Raw genomic sequence first — 1,755 nt, 5'->3', positions numbered from 1 at the left:
GGAGCAGCCGGAACTGCTGCTGCTCGACGAGCCGACCAACCATCTCGACGCCGAGACCACCGCCTGGCTGGAAGGGCACTTACGCACCTATCCGGGCGCGATCCTGATCGTGACCCACGATCGCTACTTCCTCGACAACGTTACGAGCTGGATCCTCGAGCTCGATCGCGGCCAGGGCATTCCCTATGAGGGCAACTACTCGGCCTGGTCGGTGCAGAAGCAGAAGCGTCTCGCCCAGGAAGGGCGCGAGGATGCGTCGCGCCAGAAGACGCTGGAGCGCGAGGCGGAGTGGATGGCGCAGTCGCCCAAGGCCCGCCAGGCCAAGAGCAAGGCGCGCATCCAGCGCTATGACGAGCTGGTGCAGAAGGCCAACAACAAGGGCCCGGACACCGCGCAGATCATCATCCCGATCGCCGAGCGGCTGGGCAACAACGTCGTCGATTTCGAGAACCTGTCCAAGGGCTTCCAGGACAAGCTGCTGATCGACGGTCTCTCCTTCAAGCTGCCGCCGGGCGGCATCGTCGGTGTCATCGGCCCCAACGGCGCCGGCAAGACGACGCTGTTCCGGATGATCACCGGCGCCGAAAAGCCCGATGGCGGGACGATCAAGGTCGGCGAGAGCGTCCAGCTCGGCTATGTCGACCAGAGCCGCGACTCGCTCGACGACAAGAAGAACGTCTGGGAGGAGATCTCCGGCGGCAACGACGTGCTCTATCTCGGCAAGCGCGAGATCAATTCGCGCGCCTATTGCTCGGCCTTCAACTTCAAGGGCGGCGACCAGCAGAAGAAGGTCGGTGCGCTCTCGGGCGGCGAGCGCAACCGCGTCCACCTCGCCAAGATGCTGAAGAGCGGCGCCAATCTGCTGCTGCTCGACGAGCCCACCAACGACCTCGACGTCGATACGCTGCGGGCCTTGGAAGAGGCGCTGGAGGATTATGCCGGCTGCGCCGTCATCATCAGCCACGATCGCTGGTTCCTGGACCGGATCGCGACCCATATCCTCGCCTTCGAGGGCGACAGCCATGTCGAATGGTTCGAGGGCAATTTCGCCGATTACGAGGAGGACAAGAAGCGCCGCCTCGGCATCGACTCGACCATCCCGAAGCGCATCCAGTACAAGAAATTCTCGCGCTGACGCAGCGGGGCGGTCCCGCTGCCAGCGCGGCGCCCAGCAACGAGACAGATCATCGCATCCATGCCGCAGGGCCGGCGCGATGAGCGGGGCGCTGAGGCCAGTCGATCCGAGATCCGCCGGCGCGAAGGCCGGCGTTGACAGAGGGCGCAGGCACCCGAACAATCGCGGTTGAACGCCGCCGTCATGCCCGCGTCATGACGATCGGCCGAACTGATCTCGTTCGAGAGGGCCGATGTCATGGGCATGCCTGCCGCCCGCGTCACCGACATGCACACCTGCCCGCTGGTCAATCCCGGGCCGGTGCCGCATGTCGGCGGGCCGATCCTGCCGGCCTGCTCGATCAATGTTCTCACCGGCGGCCTGCCGCAGGCGCGCGTCACCGATCTGTGCCTCTGCGTCGGCCCGGTCGACATGATCACCAAGGGCTCCAGCAGCGTGCTGGTGAACGGGTTGCCGGCGGCGCGCATCGGCGACAGCACGACCCATGGCGGGGTGATCGTCACCGGCCTGCCGACGGTGCTGATCGGCGATGCCGGGGGCGGGGGCTTCGGCGGGGCGGGGGCGGGCCGGCCCGCCCGCGGCCCGGAGTCGGCGGGCCCCCGCGGGGCGCCCCTGGGGCG

The 1,755-nt window shown here is 67.3% G+C and carries 2 protein-coding genes; both read left to right on the top strand.

Annotated features, from left to right (window positions below; genetic code table 11):
* A partial coding sequence (gene ettA, locus ACOJTB_RS08455) for an energy-dependent translational throttle protein EttA (protein ID WP_420102089.1) occupies positions 1–1,135 on the top strand: 1,135 nt, incomplete at its 5' end.
* 237 nt (positions 1,136–1,372) lie between these two features.
* A partial coding sequence (locus ACOJTB_RS08450) for a PAAR domain-containing protein (protein ID WP_420102088.1) occupies positions 1,373–1,755 on the top strand: 383 nt, incomplete at its 3' end.

This window comes from Allobosea sp., from assembly GCF_048595345.1.
Classification (GTDB): Bacteria; Pseudomonadota; Alphaproteobacteria; order Rhizobiales; family Beijerinckiaceae; genus Allobosea.
This window is presented reverse-complemented; position numbering and strand designations above follow the sequence as displayed.